Below are 20,218 nucleotides of genomic sequence, written 5' to 3' on the forward strand. Positions count from 1 at the left end.
AGCTTAATAGGAAGTTAATTCTTTATTTTCAAAACAGTTGACGGGTTGTGAGCCCATAGTTAATACGAGTTTACCTCCTTTTACGATATCGTTATAGGTAAGATAGCATTTTTCATGAGGTTTTCCGTTTAGCTCAGCTCGCTGAATATAAATATTTTCGGTTGAGTTGTTGATAGCTTCGATTATAAATACTTTTCCTGTTGCTGTTAATGTATCTAGTTTGATCTCTATTCTATTGAAGACAGGACTAGTTATTTCGTACCGTAAGTTTCCCGGACAAACAGGATGAATTCCTGTTGCAGCCAGTACATACCATGCAGACATCTGTCCCACATCTTCATTGCCTACCAACCCTTTTACAGAATTATGGTAAGCATTTTGACAAATGTCACGTGTCCACTTTTGTGTCAACCATGGAGTATTTAGATAGTTAAACAAAAAAGGTATGTGGTGTACCGGTTCGTTGGCGTGATTATAATATGCGTTCCAAAGATAATTTTTGGGTGTTTTCTCAAACATGGCTTGCAAGTCTATTAATACCTTTTCACGTCCTCCTAACAGTTGGATCATTCCTTCTACATCATGTGGTACAAACCATCCTTGTTGATAGAGATTACATTCCATGCAACCATACCACTCTTCCAATCGTCCGGTTTCAGGAAGTGGCATAAAGTCGCCTTTACTATCACGAGGTCGAAACCAGCCCCATTCGGTATCAAATACTGTGGTGTATGTTTTAGCCCGTTTATCGAAATATTGACTTTCTTTCTTTTTCCCCAGCCATTCAGCCAGACGAGCCATACACCAATCATTGTAGGCATATTCCAATGTCATTGAGACACTGGTTTTACCAGATGTATAGCCATAATCATTATTCCCGAATAGACGGGAAGTATTTAATGCATATTGATAAGCTTTTTCTATATCGTATCCTCTTATTCCTTTTGAATAAGCATCACATAGAACTGAAATTGCCGGATTGCCTAACATACATCCGGAGAAAGCATTTAAAATCTCCCAACGTTCTAAATATTCTTTACCGCTTTGCTCTCCAATTTCTACCAATGAATTAATTAAATCATTGACTAGTGTAGGATTAATAATTGTCTGTAGTGGCATTTGGCTTCGAAATACATCCCAGCCACTAAAAATAGTACGTTTATTAAATTTTTGAGTTTGGTGAACCTCTCCGTCTGCTCCTAAATATTCTCCATTTACGTCACTACAGATACGCGGATCGATCAGAGTGTGGTATAGAGCTGTGTAAAAGACTGTTTTTTCGTCTTCAGTACCTCCTTCTACTATTATTTTTGATAGCTGTTCATCCCACATTTGGGCGCAGATCTTATATGTTTCGCCAAAATTCCATCCTTTCATTTCCGCATACAGATTTTCTTCTGCATTTTCCAAACTCGTGAATGAAATGCCACTCTTTAGGATAATCTGTTCATCTTTTTGGGTTTCAAAGTCAGCATAGAAACCTATATGTTTACCTTCATATTCTTTTATTGAAGGAAGAATTTCTGCCTGTTTTATCAGCTTTTGATAATTTTCACTCTCTATATTTTCACGTTTGCGTTTGTAATGGTCGGGAATTTGTGCAGACCACACTCCGTGTGAGTTGAATGGACGGGAAAATTCTGCGAAAAAATAAACGGTATAATCAGCTTTTCCTTCGCCGTTTCCCCAGCCACCTCCTTCTGGTGTACATTTCATCCATCCACGAATTCTTTGATTGTCAATAACTTCAATGGATTGTAACACTGAGGTTCCGCCTACGCGCCGTGCGAGGTCTATCTGTATATGTGCTTCTTTGCTTTCTGGAAAAGTGAAACATAGCATACCACTGTGGAGTAACGCTGTTGCTTCTACTTGAATGTTGTAGTCTGTTAGTTGTACGGAATAATATCCGGCGGAGGCAGTCTCACTTGATTTGTCGTAACGGGAACGGTATCCTTCTTCCGGGTTATCTAATGTTCCGGCAAACGTTTTTACTTTTCCTATTGTTGGCATAACAAGAAAGTTACCCAAATCTCCATACCAACCAATTCCTGACATCTGTGTAAAGGCGAAACCTTCAATAGAAGTATGTTCGTCACTGTATCCGCTACCATTGTCGCCTCCGGTAATCGTGTTTGGACTGACCTGCACCATACCGAAAGGTGCAGTAGCTCCGGGAAAAGTTTTTCCCAATCCATGATATGTCCCGGCAGCTTCGGTATTTGTTGTTGCTCCGATAAACGGATTAACATACGTCGAGAGTGAAGGGGAAACAGTTTGCTGTTCGCTATTACAAGCAGTTAAAAGTAAAGATAAGTACACGAAAATATGTTTTCTCATTTGGTTTCTATGTTTTATTTAAGGCATGCTTCTAAAGTATTTTAGGAGCATGCCTTAAATTTTCAAATACATTTATAATGTCCAAAGTCTAAATTCTGCTAAAGCAAAGCTGCCGCTAGGAGAATTGTCAACTGAAAAACGTATATGTTTAATACTTTTTCCTGTAACTAAGACAGGGGAAGTGTATGTTTGTCCTACATCTGAAGGCAATCCGGTATCTATGGTCATTAGTTTAATAAAGTTATTACCATCCTCACTACCATGAAGGCTAATTGTGGAAGGAATGACGTGTGCTCCTTTATCACGTGTAATATACTCGAAACGGAAAGCCGAACATTCTTCGGGAAGAGCAAACTGGAGCCAGTGAGGTAATGGCATTCCGACACTATAGTCACTATGGTAATAACTATTTGGATTACCATCTATTAGTTCTGCCACCGATCCTTCACAGATACTATTAGGATGATAAGAAATCATGCCTTCCGTTAATTGAACCTGTTGTAAGTTCGATGCGTCAGGCACATAAGAAACTCCTAATAGACAGGAGTTCTTGGCAGGATCGATTTCTATTGATTCCGATGAGGTTCTTGTTAATAAAAGAGGAAGAGCATAATTTCCGAAACTCAACCCTTCACGTTTTACTGTAACATGAAGATTATTATCATTTTCAGAACTCATTCTTACTACTCCTTCGTTGGCTATTGTATAGGCTATATCGGGGAGCATTAAATAATTCACTCCCATTTCTTGGTTATATGCTTCCAATATCGTCTCATCAACTTCTGTATAGCAATCAAAAGTCCATTTGTTTTCAATAGAGAATGCTAATGGTAATTTTAATTCAATTTGATCATCATCTGTCTCGGAAAAGGAATTCATAATATAGCCGTTCTTTTCGAAACTGACTATAGGAGTAACTACTTTTGGTTTTATGAACATATATTGTTTTTCAGCATTAATTGAGTCTGCGGAATTACTCAAAAACAGAGGAACGACATATTCTGTCTCTTCGTTTTCTGTTTGTAATTCGTTGACAGGATCTGTATAGAAGGTCATGTCTAGTTTCTTATACATATCAGTAGAGCCGAAGTTGATACGTCCGGTTTCAAAATCGTAACAATTAGTAGGAAGAGCTTTATAATGGGTTCCATTTATATTGTTGTATTCTACCAACATATTTTCATTCATTAAACTCAAGTCTACAGAAGTCGATATCCCCTGGTCTGTTCCTGCTTTGACAATAGCTATTGCATACGGTGTAGTCTTTTCCGGTTTATAAAGAGGACATTCTATTTCTCCACTGTTTCGGAAATAGAGAATAGTGCTGTAATCATCCCAATATTGTTCTCGATTGTCTTCGCAAGCAATGTCTAAAAAGATAAACAGGCAAAGGAATAAATATTTTATATATTTTTTCATACATCTATAATCATTATGCTTCTTGTAAAAAGCGTTATTTGATCTGTTCACAATTTCTAAATAAATTTATTATTTTTGTTACCAGCCATAATTTTGAACTAACAGTTTGTTCCGATCGATTTCGCGTTGGGCAAAAGGATATAAATAATGGTTTTTATTAAATACGCGAGTTTCAAACACACTTCTTTTCCAAAATCCGTCGGGTGTTTTAGTCGGATCCAGATTGCCTTGAGGATATGAGGCATTCATACCGTACATATTACCTGCATCTGTCTGTTCAGCAATCATCCATGTACGTGTGTCGAAGTAGCGGTGTCGTTCGAAAGCCAATTCTACGCGTCGTTCCTTACGGCAAAGTTCTATTAGGTCTTCTGTAGAAGCGTTCGGATAAACTTCTGTTATTGGAGGAACACCAGCTCTATTGCGAAGATCTGCCCATTTTTCCATAGCTTCATTATAGTAGTTATCTGGCAAAGTTACCCCTCGTTTTTGGCATTCCAATACAGCTTCTATAAAGTTTAGATAGATTTCTCCTAAACGAAATACCGGAAAAGTGATATTTCCCCAATTATTGCTTGCTGAGTTTTGGTAATGGTCATAAAAACGATTACATAAATATCCGCTTTTCGGATAATCATGTGCTTTATTTCCATTACCACCTTTGGCAAATGAGATGGATGTGCTGGTGTTGCCATGTAACCATTTGTTGCCACTAAAGAAGACAGTAATATAAAAACGCGGTTCTCTGCCTTTATACATGTTAGGAGCATTAATCCAATAATTGTCAAAAGAAGACCAACCACTTGCAGGGTATTCCCAGTCGCTTTTTGCCAATTCATTTTCAATGTCATAACCGGATTCGTTATCTACTTTGGGTATTCCTTGGCTATTATAACCGGTAATAGGATAACGTCCGCTGCTCATGGCGTAAGCATCTACCAATTGTTGAGTCGGACCGATACCTCCATAAGCTGTACCGGCGATTCCTGTCGGTACCGTAGTGACTCCCCAACCGAAACGGCTAAAATATCCATCTGTCCAAATCAATTCACTATTCCAGGTCTGGTAACCAATGCCGTAATAGTCTTCATAAGGATTATTATTTCCTGCACGATATAACTTGTAACTGTTGTCCTCAAATACCTTGTGAGCTGCTTCCGCAGCAGTAAGCCATTTGTTAGCGTCGTAATTTTGTGGGAATAGAGGTTGCATGGATTGTTCGGGGAAATTCTCACAAACCGGATTTATGATATTCTTATATAACGGATTACCGTTGAAAAGATCACGGGCGGAATAAAGTGTTAAACGGGAAATGACAGCATAACAAGTACCCTGTGTGGCAAATCCCCATTCGCTACTGCTTAAATCCGCTTGTCGTTGCATAGCAGGGTCTTCAGCACAGATATTCATTTCGTCAATCACATATTTTACGCATTCTTCCCACGTTGAACGCGGACGATAAAGTGCTTGCGTACTTGCTGTAAAGTCCAGCAGCTCGTCACCCAACAAGAATACAGGACCAAAATCACGCATCATCATAAAGTAGTAGTATGCACGGGCAAAACGTGCTTGAACTTTCCATTTTGCAAGTTCGTTCTTATCAAGCAAGGGATCGGAACATCTGTCTGCATTCTGCATGAAAATATTACATTCACGGATTCCTTTATAATAATGGTCCATTTTATAATAAGGGATACTTGAAGGATTCCATGAGCCAAAATTCATGGCACGGAAGTCACGTTCGAAGACGATACTAGCTTCGTCGGAAGCTCCAATATAAGGGTCATCGTTACCAATCTCCCGTGAGTTTTCTTTAGGTAGGAAGGACATAGCATTCAACCAATATTGTTTGGTTGTATTTCTTGATTCCCATATTTTGTCAAACGTTAATTTCTCGTCCTCTTGTCTGTCTAAAAAATCTTCGCATGAGATCAATGACAATCCGAATAAAATGACAGAAAATAAACCGGATATATATTTCATTCTTTTTTTCATGATACAAGTTATAAATTGATGTTAAACCCTAATGTGATTACTCTGTTTAACGGATAGCCGGAACCATCGGAACTTCCTTTTTCCGGATCCCATAATTTGAATTTACTGAAGGTCAGCAGATTGTTGGCTGCCACATAAACACGCAGAGAACGGACTGCATTTTTACCTAACCATTTTTTGGGGAATGTATATCCTACTTCAAAATTCTTCAGACGTAGAAAACTACCGTCCCGCATCCACCAATCGGAGTTTTGTTTGTTATTGGAGGAACCGGCCTCGTTGGAAAGACTCAAACGGGGGTAAATAGCATTTGCATTCTGTTCGGGAGTATTAGTAGACATCCATACATTTCCGTAAATATCCGCATTTACAGCTGAACGTTCCATGCTGCCACTGCTGAAAGGGCTACGCAGAGAGGCACCTGCCAAGAAGAAACTAGTGTGAGCTACTCCTTGAAAGAATACATTGAAGTCCCAATTTCTCCATTGGGCCGTTGCACCGAATCCGTATATAATCTCAGGCATATTTGTATATCCTAAAGCTACTTCATCCTGTGAGTCGATAACACCGTCGCCATTCATATCTTGATATTTAATGTCACCTACGCGATATTCGCCGAAAGTCTGTCGGGGACTGCAATCAATTTCTTCCTGACTGCTGAACAGCCCTATTGCTTTAAGTCCGAACGGTTGCACTGAACCGTAAGAACCGAATGGTTTACCGATACGATTCTGGTATTTATATTCCCAATCAGGATCATCGTTGTTAATCATCTTATTACGGTTATAAGTAAAGTTTCCTCTTGCCGTGATAAATACATCATTGACTTTTTGTGCATATTCTAAATTTGCATCAATGCCTTGATTTAAAGTTTCGCCGACATTAACATAAGGAGTGGTAGAAACTCCGACAATGATAGGAAGACCTGAACGCTGTAAGAAGATTCCGCTGCGTTTTTCACGGAAATAATCAGCTTGTATTTTAACTTTCTCGAATAGTGACAATTCAAAACCGGCGTTTAACTTTAGCGCCTCTTCCCAAGAAGCAGAAAGATTTTCCACTTCTCCAACAACGATACCTTGTCCTCCTTCATTACCATTTTGTCCATAGTTCCAACTACCACCATTTACAATGGTCGATTCATATACCCAACGGCGTTGTCCGCCAATGTCGTCATTTCCGACTAGGCCGTAGGAGGCTTTTAGTTTCAGTACATCTATTACATTCGTTGCCGGTTCAAACCATTTTTCGTTGGACACCATCCAGCCGATAGCACCGGCGGGGAAGAAACCGAAACGATGTCCTCGGGCAAAGTTTTCCGAGCCGTTATAACCCATATTGAATTCGGCAAAATAAGTATCTCTAAAAGCATAAGTCAGACGGCCGGCTAAACCTTGATGTTTGTAAGGCAAAGCATCGTCCCCATTATTTGCTTGTGTATTTGTATGTATCTTCTGGTTATACAAGAACAAGGCTCCTACACGGTGTTGTTCGTCAAAGATGCGGTTATAAGTTAGAGAGCCTTCCAGATAAGTAGTCATTGTACCGCTACGTCCTACGTTGTAGCTCAATTTTTCGTCTCCCGTATGTACCGGATCCCATATACCATCGCCGTTGTTATCATCATATATCAGGCTGCCGTCTTCAGCTCTTGAGCGTGCGTGATAAGTGGTCGGTGTCTTTGAACGTCGTTGCCAGGTTGTGTTCCATGCATCCCATGAGAACTTCACATTGGCAGTTAGTCCTTCCAATGGTTTCCACAGTTTACCTATATCTTGTGTAATACCGATAAGGGATTGAGATGAATTCCAGAATTGTTCCCGATAACCAGAGTGTACCAACAAGTTATAAGGGTTCTGCCCTGCATCAGTAGAAGGACCGGACAATATTCCGTCGGAATATTGTACCGGGAAAGCATTGGGTGAGGTGGAAAGAGTGTAACTCCATATATCATCATCGTTGTTTCCATATCCCGGTCCAAATGATTTCTCGTAAATATTTGCCAGGTTTACATTTAGCAATGTACTAGGGGTAACATTAACATCGACATTAGCACGGAAATTAAATTTGTTATAGCGCAAGGAAGAATTATATCCATAAATATTACCTGCATTCTTGTAAATGGAATTTTCATGATAGTAGGAACCGGATACGTAGTATTTTACAATGTCGCTACCACCTGTAATACTAAGATTGACGCGCTGATTCTCAGCCATACTATCAAACAAAGCATCTGTCCAGTTTACATTGGGATAGAGGTCGGGGTCGCTTCCTGTACGATATTTATCAATCACCTCTGGTGAATAGTATGTGAGATTGGCTGCTTCGTTGTATAGTTCAGCCCATTCTGCTGAACCTAGCATAGAGGGGCGTTTAGTCGGGCTGGTGAAGCCAAATTCTGCACGGGCATTGATTCTTGGTTTGCCTTCTTGGCCCTTTTTAGTTGTGATAAGAATAACACCGTTTGCACCACGTACACCATATACGGCTGATGCGGAAGCGTCTTTCAAAATAGAGAAAGAGGCTATATCTTCTGTATCCACCAAGTCGAGTTCACGTTCTATGCCATCTACTAGTACCAATGGGGTAGATGTACCTTTGAAAGAAGATACGCCGCGAATATAAAATTCTGCAGCGCTATTTTTTCCAGGTTCACCCGAGCGCGACATAGAAACAACTCCCGCCAATTGTCCTGCCAATGAAGAGGATAAAGAAGCTCCGGGTACTTTTAATTCGGCTACATCTATTGTTGAAATGGCACCGATTACACTTTCTTTTTTCTGGCGGCCGTAACCTACTACTACAACATCAGCTAGTTCATTTGTCTTTTGCTCTAAACGGACAACTGCACTCTGTTGGTTTCCCACAGAAATAATTTGTTCACCCAATCCGAGAAAAGAAATTTTAAGTTTATCCGTAGTAGCTACTTCGATTTCAAAACTACCGTCCAAGTCTGTAGTGACACCACGTGTACTACCAACAACCAAAACGGTGGCTCCGGCAAGTGGCTCTCCCAGATCATCTAAAACTTTTCCTTTAAATATTTTTCTTTTTTGTTGTTCGACGTTTTGAGTGCTATTTGCCTTGTTTTCATTCTTTGATATAAAGATTTGGCGTTCCTTAATAGTAAAAGAATTACTCGTTCCGGCAAAAATTTGTTCTAAGATTTCTTGTATAGTCTTGTTCTGTACATTAATTTTTACTTTGCGATTGACATCTAATACATTATCGTAATAAAAGAAAACATATTTACTCTGTTTTTCAATTTCGGTAAATATTTCTTGTAATGTACCATTATTTATATTTAAGGATAAAAAGTTGCCTTGAGAATGTACTTCATTGGCAAACCCCATATTAAATCCAACTAAAAATAATAGTATGGTAATCCTTATCCTCTCGCATTTTTTCTTCCAAAAAAAAGCATTTTGTTTCATGTTTTTATTGTTATGTTTAAAGAATATTGCAATAAATTAATTATAAAAAATAGGATAGAAGTCTTTATTTATCAGGTTTCTTCTTTATTCAGTTCTTTCATAAGCATTTCTTTTTAAGGGTTAATTATTTTCTTTCTTCAAGCATATACTTTTCATCTGTTTTTTTGTAATTTACAGGAACAGTATGCGTCAGCCCTTCTAGTAAAGAGTCTAAATCTTCCAGTAAGTTTAACTTGCCGGAACATTTGAATGTTGCAATAGAAGGGGGATAACAGATTTCCTTTCCATAATAACGTGAAATACGATTAAGGATCGAAGAGAGCGGTTCACTATGGTAAATGTAGATACCGTCTTTCCAGGACGTATAGTCTGAAACAACAACTTTTTCTACATGGACACCATTATGTATATTGTGTGAGAACATTTCATTAGGAACTAATTTCACTTCTTCCGTGTCGGCTTTGACAGATACGGAGCCGGAAGCTAAGACAACGGAACTTTGTACATCTTTTTTGTATGCTGTGACATTAAATGCAGTGCCTAATACCCGTATATTCATAGTACTTGTTTTTACTATAAATGGGCGTTCTTCATCACGTGCCACTTCCATATACACTTCACCATCTACAAAGATTTCCCGTCTTTCTTTTTTAAATTTGTTAGGATAAATCACTCGGCTGCCTGCATTGACCCACATTCTTGTTCCATCTTCGAAAGCTAGTGTGGAACGTTTGCCGTTAGGTACAATCAATTGGTTGTAATTCCCTTCTTCTTCAGATGTGGGGTCTTGTAATTGTTCTGAATTGACTGTGATATGTCCTTTGGAATCATGACATATATTGGAGGTCGTTCCTTCGATTGTTATAGCTTGTTTGGGTAAAATGAGTTGAATTTCATCTCCCTGTAAAGCAACTTCTGTTTGAGAAAGCCGTAGCAATGATTTGTCAATTGTATCCTGATGATATACACTAATCTTGTTTAGAAGCAGAGGTACTAGCAAACAGGCGGCTGCCGCAATAAATAAACTTATGCGAATATGACGGATTTTTTGTTTATGTCGTCGGTTGCTTTCCACTATTCTTTTCCAAAGCTCTTCTTTTTGGGATGAAGGTATTTGTTGCTGTCTTATATTGAAAAATTTCAGCATAAAACATGCCTCTTCATACTCTTTAGGTGCCAATTGCCCCGAGTGTAGCAGTTCCTTCCAGAAATTTTCAGTTTCAGGTGTCTTTTCTTTATGCGACCAAATGAAAAAATCATCATTTAGTAGCTTTTGGGCGGAAAAGCCGGTATAATCTTTTGTTTCAACTTTCATACTTCTATCCTCATTTTATATAGTAAACACAAGGAATTGAAATATATACTCACTATTTGAAGAAAAAAATAAAAGAGTTTTTAGATAGTTGGCAGATTTAAGAATTTTGTTAGTTTATTTCAAGTAGTTGTAAAGAATAATAAGAGTAGTAGTACATCGTCTGCTGAGAAGGTTTCACGTAATTTTTTAAAAGCACGTTGTACGGTATTCTGAACAGATTGTGTTTTCATATTCATAAGGTTTCCGATTTCTTCATAGCTTAGTCCCTCTTCAAAACGATAATAAATGATTTCTTTTTGATGTGGGCTTAATGTTTGTAACATCTCTAATATACGTTCTTTCTGAGAAACGTTTTGCTCACGCTCTATCATTCTGTCTTCTATTGTATATTCTATACGAAATACGGGACCGTCTTCTATGGAGACAGTATCTAATTCGTTTCTTAAAGCATTATATAATTGGCGTTTTAATGCTGTAAGTAAATAGAATTTCACATTGACTGTCTTGTTTAAGTTCTTACGGTTCTGGTAAAGCTTGACAAATAAATCATGGATACAATCTTCCACTAGGCATTTGTCTGTTGTAAAACAAGTACCATAGGAATAGAGAGAGCTCACGTATCTATCATATATGATAGCATAAGCTTCTTCGTCTCCTTCAATAAAGCACTGCCATAGTGTCAAATTCTCAATCGGCATATTTATATTTTTTTCAAGTGAAATAATCTAATCTTATCATTGGGGTATTAACCGAATACTTTCACCGACAGAAGTGGAAAATGTCAGTTCCTTACCTGCAAGTTTCTCACCTGGTTTTCCGTCACGTATTAATAACACAGTCTTTTCTTTCCACGGATTGACAATCGTACAAGTCTTCCCTTTTTCACTGAAAATAGAAACATCATATACCGTTTCCTGTTTTAAACCAGCTGAAACGAGAAATGCTCCCCATGTTCTTATTTTATTGAAAGAGGCATCTACTCCTTTGGGCCAAACAGAAAACAGGCGTATTTTGTTTCCTACACTCATACAAGACATTTCATGTAAAGTGTTGGCTACTGTGCAGCTATTTTCTATTCCATGTGGGTTATCCAATTGGAAGCCGTTCGGGTAGGTGTGAAGTGCGTATTTATGAAGTTCATGCCAGACCTTTTCTACATTATAACCCATTCTGATGGCGGCAGGATAGAAACTGCTGGTAGAATTATGATGTTGCCATTGCTGAATAGCATCGATTGTATTTACCCCTGCAGTAAGTAGCAAAGAATCACTATCACATGTAACTCCGTTAGCAGGATATATCATAGAAAAGCTGATACCATATATTTGTTGCCCTTTTTCATTTTCTTCGGCACCGCGTAAAAAGTATTTTCCATGACGTTTCCAGGTTGGCAAAGGTCTCAAGCGGTTAATGATATCCTTCCATTTATCCCGCCTGTCTGCATCTCTGCCGAGTGTCTTGCTTAAATCAATGGTTGCATCTAATGCGTTTTTCAACAAAGCGATGGACATTCCCGGATTTTTACAGAATCCGGATTTCTCACTATCTGCATCGTTGTAAATTTGATATTGTCCGTTTTCGAACACTAAGAAATCTTCCCAGAAATCGGCAATGGCCAATAGATACGGGTAAATTCTTTTGCCGTATGTCAAGTCGTATGTGTGTCGCCAATGTTGTATCATGTTGACTGTACCAAAGAGAGCGTGAGAGCGCTGTCTATAAAACAATCCACCAGATTCTACATCTTCAGGTAAAGTGTAGCCGTTATCTTGCATGACAGGAAAATCTCTGGTTACTTCGATCCCTATCGGCCCAATCCCTACGGGATAAAGAATGCCTCGTGTGCCGGTTACTTGTTGGGCATACCAGTGTCCTCTTTCCATAAAATCAAGTAAAGGGGTTTCTTGGCCGCTGGCTTGTTCAATACGGTTGGCACTGTATAATCCATAAAAGGGAGCATAAAAATTATAATTCAGGTGATAATCTCCGTTCCAACTGGGTTTGTCGGTAGTTACCCAGCCAAAAAGCGCAGGAGGGAACATTTTATCCCGGCTGCAAGCTCCCATAGTATATAATCCCTGATAGTATGCCTTCATTAGCACTTTGTCATCTAATGTGAAAGAAGACTTATTCCAATAGGATTGCCACCAAAGGTTATGTTCTTTCCACAGACGGTTTGAGTGAAAGGTATTCATTTTACCGACTTTTTTTAGTACATGCTTTAAAGGATTGTTCTTTTTAAACTTGCTTTCTACAGCAAGAAAAAGGGTGAGAGACTCTCCTGAGTTTAATATAATATTTTCATTATTATTGTTATTGCTGGTCTTTAACGCAAATGCTATTTGAGTAGAAATATCCGTATCTTTGATGAAAGCTCTTGTCATGTATCTGATTTCTCCAATGACTCCTTTTTCTACTTGTGCGACTTTATTGTAAGGCGCATTCAATGTCAATACAATTTCTAATGGACCTTCTCCGGAAGCTGTTAATGTGGTAACAATCATATTTTGTGTGGCTGCAACCCAAGAATAAGCTTGGCATTGGCTTGTTCCTTGTTTTATAGTACATTTTGTGGCGCCGTTGTCCAAAGTTTGCTCTGCTTCAAAATCCGCATTTTCAAAGCCCTTGATTTTTAGGTCCATATATCCACCTACTCTGGGCCCTGAAAGATGTTCTGCTTTTGATTGTAAACGCCAGAAATCATTTTTTGTTAAGTAATAACGAAGTAATCCTTTTTCAAAACCGATACACATTCCTATGTCACCATTGCCCATAAGCGGGGCATCGGTAGAAGATTCATTAGGGATGTGTAAAGGAGCTTGTTTCCACACATTTATGTAAGCGGAAGGTTGTGCTGTAATTTCTAATATTCCTAATAACAGATAGATTATTCCAAAAATATTCTTCATGTCTAGAACCATTTTTATTTAACAAGCTGATAGCGTATATATGTATATATTATTAATCACTCATATAGTTGTAGAATAATCCAAAGTTGTGATCTTTGGATAGATATATGTATCGCTTTGTATACAATGTTTGTAAAAATACATTAACGTTTACAAGCTGTTTAGAAGCAAATTTAATAAATTATCAGATAAACTAGATTTATTTAGAAGACATTTTTTCGATTTCTCACTGTTCAATTATTTTTTTATACGATTATTATTTAGGTAAGATTATCTGTAAATTATACTAAGAATATGAGTGTATTGGCACATTAACGGCTGTTCGATGAGGAGAAAAATAGCAATGTTTATTGAGTTGTATAAGGGTATTTGAAGAGAAAGAGTATGAGGGGTAATTCATTAGAGAACTTGTAAAAAATATAATAGATACCCGTTGGCGGAATTAAATTAGCGCATATTTGACTCTGCCAATGGGTCTCTCATTTTTATAGTTAATATATTGCAGGATTGTAAGTGCGCTAATCTTTCCGACAATCCGGGCAAACATCCGTCTGTATCTTTCGCATAAATCCTTATAATCATAAACTGGTCACACAATTGCGAGAATAGGGTTTCAATTTTTTTTCTCGCTTTAGCAAAAACCGGAAATGTCGGTTTCCACTCTTTCTGATTACACCTATATGGTACTTCCAGTCTGATATTGGCCGTTTCAAACAAATCCAATTGTACCTGAGCACTTATATATCCTCTGTCCCCTATGACTGTACAATTACTATAGTCCACCTTCACATCCTTCAGATAATGAATGTCATGCACACTTGCCTTGGTGAGGTCAAAGGAATGGATGACTCCACTTAATCCACAGACTGCATGGAGTTTATATCCGTAATAATACACTCCTTGTGATGCACAGTATCCGATTGACGGTGCTTTCTCAAAATCCTTCTTCCCCATACAGCAACGCTTGGAACGGGAAAAACGACATACTTCTATCGGCTTCGAGTTAATGCAGAAACAATTTTCGCCTCCATCCATTTCTGCGGCCATTCTTTCCCGGATTGTATTGCATAGGGATGAAGTGATTTTACGTCTGTCATTGTATTGTCTGCGGGATATAAGATTGGGAATTTCAATCTTGTATTCCTGTAGCTTTGCCAACAACAATGACTCACTGTCAATACCAACAGCTTCTGATGCCATATTTAATGCCACTATTTCAATGTCTGAGAATCTAGGAACTACTCCTCTTCTTGGCACATTCCCTGATTCATTGACTAAATTACCGGCTACTTGCTTGCATATGTTCAGAAATTTTGCGAATATTGCATATAGGTTGTGCATAAGATATTTGTCTATTAAAAGTTTGGTCACCTTTAATTTACTAAATATCAACAATATGCACAACTTTTTATACATAAATCTTTTATCAATTTAATTCCGCCAATGGGTAATAGATACGAGTTTATAGAAATATCTCTTATAAGTTTATTTACAGTTTCCTCTACTAATTCGTTTGTGAAGTTCTCTGTATTTTACCCCCGTTTTCATTATGTTCCTTGACTTCCTTCTTTTTCTGTTGGTATATTTTTCGCAAACTTAATATGATTCTTCTGATAAGTGCACTACTGATTTTATTCTCTATCTTTTAAGTATGAATTGAAGGAAATAGATTAAAAAGATATCACCAAATCTAAAGAGAAGCTAAAAAATTGTTAGTAATATTGAGGTATAAAATTAGGTGTTGTTCATTGGTCAAGAAAAGGGCGGTAACGTACAGGCATAAAAAAAGGAGCAACGCCTTGCTCCAACCTTTGTTAACCTTAAATCTAATACTATGAAAAACACATTGCAAAGATACGGACTATTGGGGAATTAGCAAATTATCCAAGAAAAATAGTATGTTTTATAACACGTTTTAATAGTTTTATCCTGTTTGTTAAGAAAAACGCCGTTTCTTTTTAAAAGTATGCAACACTTATTTTGAGAATAGAATCGGGGAGTACCGTTGATTCTCTGCCGGAAAACCATTATCTTTGTTCCGATAATCACAGTATATATTCAATAAAAAAGAAAAGGAGAGAACCGTGAACGAAGAAGAAATCGTCCTCACCCCGATGATGAAACAGTTTCTGGATTTGAAAGCACAACATCCGGATGCAGTGATGCTGTTTCGTTGCGGCGACTTTTATGAAACATATTCTACGGATGCCATCATCGCATCCGAAATTCTAGGAATCACACTGACAAAACGTGCCAACGGAAAAGGAAAAACTATTGAGATGGCGGGATTCCCGCATCATGCTCTCGATACATATCTCCCGAAACTGGTTCGTGCCGGAAAACGTGTCGCTATCTGCGACCAGTTGGAAGACCCCAAAATGACCAAGAAGTTGGTGAAACGGGGGATTACCGAATTGGTGACTCCGGGTGTTTCCATCAATGATAATGTACTGAACTATAAGGAGAATAACTTCCTGGCTGCCGTTCATTTCGGCAAAGCTTCCTGTGGAGTTGCCTTTCTTGATATATCTACCGGTGAGTTTCTTACTGCAGAAGGGCCTTTTGACTATGTGGACAAACTGCTGAATAACTTCGCTCCGAAAGAAATTCTTTTCGAGCGGGGCAAGCGCCTGATGTTTGAGGGAAATTTCGGCAACAAATTCTTTACCTTCGAATTGGACGATTGGGTGTTTACGGAGACTACTGCCCGTGAGAAGTTGCTGAAACATTTTGAAACGAAGAACCTGAAAGGTTTCGGAGTGGAGCATTTGAAGAATGGCATCATCGCTTCCGGTGCTATCCTGCAATATCTGACGATGACACAGCATACACAGATTGGGCATATCACTTCGCTGGCCCGTATTGAGGAGGACAAATACGTCCGCCTGGATAAGTTTACGGTGCGCAGCCTTGAGTTGATTGGCAATATGAATGATGGCGGAAGCAGTTTGCTCAATGTCATCGACCGGACGATCAGCCCGATGGGGGCACGTCTGCTGAAACGCTGGATGGTCTTTCCTTTGAAGGATAAGAAACCGATTGACGAGCGGTTGAATGTAGTAGAGTATTTCTTCCGTCAGCCGGATTTTAAAGGACTGATTGAAGAACAGTTGCATCTGATAGGGGATTTGGAGCGTATCATCTCCAAAGTGGCTGTCGGGCGTGTATCACCTCGTGAGGTGGTGCAGCTAAAGGTGGCTTTGCAGGCTATCGAGCCGATAAAGCTGGCGTGTTTGCAGGCCGATAACGCAAGCTTGAACCAGATAGGAGAGCAGTTGAATCTTTGTGTCACTATTCGCGACCGGATTGCCAAGGAGATTAAGAACGATCCGCCGTTGGCTGTCAACAAGGGGGGAGTCATTCAGGATGGTGTGAATGAGAATTTGGACGAGCTGCGCCGGATTTCGTATTCGGGAAAGGATTATCTGCTTCAGATACAGCAGCGTGAGAGCGAAAGGACGGGTATCCCGAGTTTGAAAGTGGCTTATAATAACGTATTCGGTTATTATATTGAAGTCCGTAATGTACATAAGGATAAGGTTCCACCCGAATGGATTCGTAAACAGACACTGGTCAACGCTGAGCGTTATATCACGCAGGAGTTGAAGGAATACGAAGAAAAGATTCTCGGAGCGGAAGATAAGATTCTGGTTCTGGAAACGCAGCTATATACGGATTTAGTACAGGCGTTGATGGAATTTATTCCTCAGATACAGATTAACGCGAATCAGATTGCCCGTCTGGATTGCTTGTTGTCATTCGCCAATGTGGCTCGTGAGAATCGTTATATTCGTCCGGTTATTGAGGATAATGATGTATTGGATATTCGCCAGGGACGTCACCCGGTGATTGAGAAGCAGCTTCCGATAGGCGAGAAGTATATTGCCAATGACGTAATGCTGGACAGTACTACACAGCAGATTATCATTATAACCGGTCCCAATATGGCGGGTAAGTCAGCGCTTTTGCGTCAGACGGCATTGATTACGCTGCTGGCACAAATCGGCTCGTTCGTCCCTGCGGAAAGTGCGCATATCGGACTGGTAGATAAGATATTTACCCGTGTGGGAGCGAGTGATAACATTTCCGTAGGTGAATCTACTTTCATGGTGGAGATGAACGAAGCAGCGGATATTCTGAACAATGTTTCTTCCCGAAGCCTGGTGCTGTTTGACGAATTGGGACGCGGTACATCTACGTATGACGGTATCTCTATTGCCTGGGCGATTGTGGAATATATCCATGAGCATTCGAAAGCGAAAGCGCGTACATTATTTGCCACGCATTATCATGAACTGAATGAGATGGAGAAATCTTTCAAGCGTATCAAGAATTATAATGTATCAGTGAAAGAGGTGGATAACAAGGTAATCTTCCTTCGTAAACTGGAACGTGGCGGCAGTGAGCACTCTTTCGGTATCCATGTGGCAAAGATGGCAGGTATGCCGAAGAGTATTGTAAAGCGTGCGAATGAGATATTAAAGCAACTTGAATCCGATAATCGCCAACAGGGAATAGCAGGCAAACCACTGGCGGAAGTGAGCGAGAACCGTGGTGGTATGCAGTTGAGTTTCTTCCAGTTGGATGACCCGATTCTCTGTCAGATTCGCGATGAGATATTGAATCTTGATGTGAATAATCTCACTCCTATTGAAGCGTTGAATAAACTGAATGATATAAAGAAGATAGTCAGGGGAAAATAAAACAAACGATAAGCTTTCGTAGAAACAGAGCTCCTAATTATATAAAGATGAAATGAAATTTTAGCCTTATTTCGCCCGTTTGAAAAGGCTGTTTCCGAATACGAAGGTGCGGAAAAAGCAATCGATGATATGATGCTGACCCGTTATGCATGTTATCTGACTGCTTCCTGATGAGGACGTGAAAAAAGTGCAACGTAAATTGGATAGTACCGAGAAAAAGGTGCTGAAAGCGATAAAAAGAAGTAAATGATAAAAAAGAGGGATTAGTGATGTTTAAACCACTAATTCCTCTTTTTTGCTTTAGGCTATTTTCTTCTTATTATAGAAGAACATGAAATAGACACCTATTATTATAAACGGAACGCTTAACCATTGTCCCATATTGAGCATCATGCTGTTTTCGAAATCTTCCTGGTTTTCTTTCAGGAATTCGATGAAGAAGCGGAAAACAAAGATGTAAGTCAGGCAGAGTCCGAAGAAGAAGCCGCGGTGTAGTTTCTTGCTGTAATTCTTATACAGGTAAATCATGATGAAGAACAGGATAAGATAAGCAATGGCTTCGTAAAGTTGTCCCGGATGGCGGGGAATTGCCGGAAGTATTTCACCGTTTGCTCCATATTCTTTCACACGTTCGAAAACGAATGCCCAGGGCACATTGGACGGTTTACCGATGATTTCGGAGTTCATCAGGTTGGCAAGGCGGATGAAACAAGCCGTGATGGGAGTAGCTACGGCAATCATATCCAGCACGTCCATATAATGAAGTTTTGTCTTGCGGCAATACAGCCAAAGAGCGATTATCAGTCCTAATGTACCGCCGTGGCTGGCAAGTCCTTCGTATCCGGTAAATTTCCAGTTTCCGTCCGGCAAGAATTTGATGGGAAGAATCATTTCCCAGAAGTGGGACAGGTAATATCCCGGGTCATAGAACAGGCAGTGTCCCAGACGTGCACCGATCAGAATACCAAAGAAACAGTAAAAGAAAAGCGGGTCAAACTTCTTCTCCTCTATCTTTTTATCCCGGTACTGGTAGTGAACAATCACATAAGCAAAGAATATTCCTACTGCCCACAGTAATCCGTAATAACGGATAGAAATGCCGAACAGGTTGAATAGTTCGGGATTCGGGTTCCAGTTGATGGATAATAGCATGGTATTCATTCTATATTGGATTAATGTTAATGATTAAATTCTTTGAATTTCTCCGCAACCATCCGGTAGGTCGGTATATCTATTCCTTGTTCTTCGGCTGCCGCAATCATGTCGAAGAGCAGTCCTTGTATCTCCGAGTCGTGTCCGCGTGCCAGGTCTTTCTGCATGGAAGCGGTACTTTCAGGGTCAAGCTTGTCGATGACTTTCAAATTGTAGCCGACGGGGTCTTCCGGAAATTCAACTCCCAGCTTCTTTCCTAAAGCGGCGCTTTCCGTAGAAAGTCCGATAAATGTATCCCGTACCTTTCCCGGTTTCTGTACTTCTCCCATCGGAACGTCGTAATAAGCGCCTGTTACAGCCATTGCGGAGATGAACGACCATTTGATGAACGTATCCCGGTTGATGTCCGGTGACAGGTCTGCCTTTATACCTGATTCCAGCAAATCCTGCTGTATGGCTTCCAGCAATCCGGGTTTTACAGCCGTGCCGCGATGGGCGCCATATACCAGCCGGAATATCTTTCCCATTTGAGTGATTTCTCCTGTGCCGGAAACAAAACCTACGATATAGATGCATCCGTCGAGAACGGTGACTTCCGGAACCAGCTTTTGTATGCGCGGCCCTGTACCGTACACATTTAGAATAGGGATGATAACTGTGTCTTTGTGTGCAGCCCTCTTTATCAGGTCTACGATAGAATCGACCGAATAACCTTTCACACATACAAATATCACATCTGCTTTCCCGTTAAATTCTTCAGCGGTAGTAGCCGGAATCCGGAGCGTATGTTCGCCCTTCAAATCCGACTTCAGTTTCAAACCGTTCGTTTGAATCGACTGCAAATGAGCTCCACGGGCAATACAAGTTACATCTTTGCCTGCCAGCGACAAGAATCCTGCGATACTGCCGCCTACACCTCCCGTTCCTGCAATGAGATATTTCATATTGTTA

General features: G+C 39.6%; 10 protein-coding genes and 1 pseudogene. 1 reads left to right on the forward strand and 10 read right to left on the reverse strand.

All coding sequences use genetic code 11. From position 1 onward, the window contains the following. Window positions 1-3 precede the first annotated feature (3 nt). From RDN93_RS02420 to RDN93_RS02455, 8 genes and pseudogenes are all read right to left on the reverse strand, one after another. Window positions 4-2,340, reverse strand: coding sequence for a GH92 family glycosyl hydrolase (locus RDN93_RS02420; RefSeq protein WP_308744069.1), 2,337 nt, complete (start codon window positions 2,338-2,340; stop codon window positions 4-6). A gap of 72 nt (window positions 2,341-2,412) precedes the next feature. After that, the gene (locus RDN93_RS02425) at window positions 2,413-3,759 is read right to left on the reverse strand and encodes a BT_3987 domain-containing protein (RefSeq protein WP_308744070.1); all 1,347 of its coding nucleotides are present in this window, start codon (window positions 3,757-3,759) and stop codon (window positions 2,413-2,415) included. A 78-nt stretch (window positions 3,760-3,837) separates the two neighbouring features. Then, entirely contained in the window at window positions 3,838-5,742 is a 1,905-nt protein-coding gene (locus RDN93_RS02430) for a RagB/SusD family nutrient uptake outer membrane protein (protein WP_308744071.1), read from the reverse strand. 20 nt (window positions 5,743-5,762) lie between these two features. Next, on the reverse strand, window positions 5,763-9,188 hold the full coding sequence (locus tag RDN93_RS02435; RefSeq protein ID WP_308744072.1) for a TonB-dependent receptor: 3,426 nt from the start codon (window positions 9,186-9,188) through the stop codon (window positions 5,763-5,765). Between the two features lie 124 nt (window positions 9,189-9,312). Then, window positions 9,313-10,503, reverse strand: coding sequence for a FecR family protein (locus RDN93_RS02440; protein ID WP_308744073.1), 1,191 nt, complete (start codon window positions 10,501-10,503; stop codon window positions 9,313-9,315). Between the two features lie 119 nt (window positions 10,504-10,622). Further along, window positions 10,623-11,201, reverse strand: a complete 579-nt coding sequence (locus RDN93_RS02445; RefSeq protein ID WP_308744074.1) for a sigma-70 family RNA polymerase sigma factor — start codon at window positions 11,199-11,201, stop codon at window positions 10,623-10,625. Between the two features lie 36 nt (window positions 11,202-11,237). Further along, complete coding sequence (locus tag RDN93_RS02450; protein ID WP_308744075.1) at window positions 11,238-13,412, reverse strand: hypothetical protein; 2,175 nt, start codon at window positions 13,410-13,412, stop codon at window positions 11,238-11,240. A gap of 442 nt (window positions 13,413-13,854) precedes the next feature. Continuing rightward, window positions 13,855-14,828, reverse strand: a pseudogene (locus RDN93_RS02455) (IS982 family transposase). Window positions 14,829-15,526: 698 nt separating this feature from the next. On the opposite strand from RDN93_RS02455, the gene mutS reads away from it, so the two are divergent. Beyond that, window positions 15,527-18,115, forward strand: a complete 2,589-nt coding sequence (gene mutS, locus RDN93_RS02460; protein WP_308744084.1) for a DNA mismatch repair protein MutS — start codon at window positions 15,527-15,529, stop codon at window positions 18,113-18,115. A gap of 300 nt (window positions 18,116-18,415) precedes the next feature. Here the strand turns inward: mutS and lgt are convergent, their stop codons facing one another. Together lgt and RDN93_RS02470 are read right to left on the reverse strand one after the other, a co-directional pair. Beyond that, entirely contained in the window at window positions 18,416-19,276 is an 861-nt protein-coding gene (gene lgt, locus RDN93_RS02465; RefSeq protein ID WP_308744076.1) for a prolipoprotein diacylglyceryl transferase, read from the reverse strand. Between the two features lie 17 nt (window positions 19,277-19,293). Then, window positions 19,294-20,211 carry a ketopantoate reductase family protein gene (locus RDN93_RS02470; protein ID WP_308744077.1) on the reverse strand — a complete coding sequence of 306 codons (918 nt, stop codon included), beginning with the start codon at window positions 20,209-20,211 and terminating at the stop codon, window positions 19,294-19,296. Between the last annotated feature and the right edge of the window lie 7 nt (window positions 20,212-20,218).

It is taken from the genome of uncultured Bacteroides sp. (genome assembly GCF_902491285.1).
Lineage (GTDB): Bacteria > Bacteroidota > Bacteroidia > Bacteroidales > Bacteroidaceae > Bacteroides.